We start from the raw sequence: 477 nt of genomic DNA, 5'->3' as shown, positions 1-477 counted from the left end.
GGCTGGTGAACAAGCTGATGAGGTTCTTCAGGTCGGTAGCGCTGTTAGTGATCGGGGTCGCGGTCAGCATAATCATCGTCTTTCCGCGGAGCTGCCTGAGATTCGCGTGTCGTCGCGTCCCCTTGTAGTCATCATCGTGGTCCGGATTCGGTCGCCACTTCCCGTAGTTCCGGAACCGGTGAGCCTCATCGATAAGCAGGACGTCGAACTCGTCTTTGAGGTCCTGCACCTCGTCATAGGAGAGATTCTGGAACTTGCTGATACTCATCACGTCAAGGTGCGTGCCGTCTACCTCTAACCCGAAGTACGGATTGCCGTCTTCGTCAGTGTCGTTCTGGAGTAGGTCTTCCCACTGATCAGTCAGGTTGGCCGGGACAACGAGGAGACAGTGGTCGCCACGTTGGCGGTAGTCGTGGAGGAGTTCACCGCCAATAAATGATTTTCCCAGGCCGACCGAGTCGGAGACGATGCACCCGT

1 protein-coding gene is annotated in these 477 nt (G+C 56.6%); it reads right to left on the bottom strand.

The window, feature by feature from the left end:
- Positions 1-477, bottom strand: a 477-nt coding sequence (locus tag D3D02_RS19350) for a DEAD/DEAH box helicase family protein (RefSeq protein WP_121571380.1), incomplete at both ends; no start/stop codon positions are given.

Source organism: Halobellus sp. Atlit-38R (genome assembly GCF_003665925.1).
Lineage (GTDB): Archaea > Halobacteriota > Halobacteria > Halobacteriales > Haloferacaceae > Haloquadratum > Haloquadratum inordinatus.
Note: the sequence above shows the minus strand (reverse complement) of the source record. Positions and strands in the feature narration are given on the sequence as shown.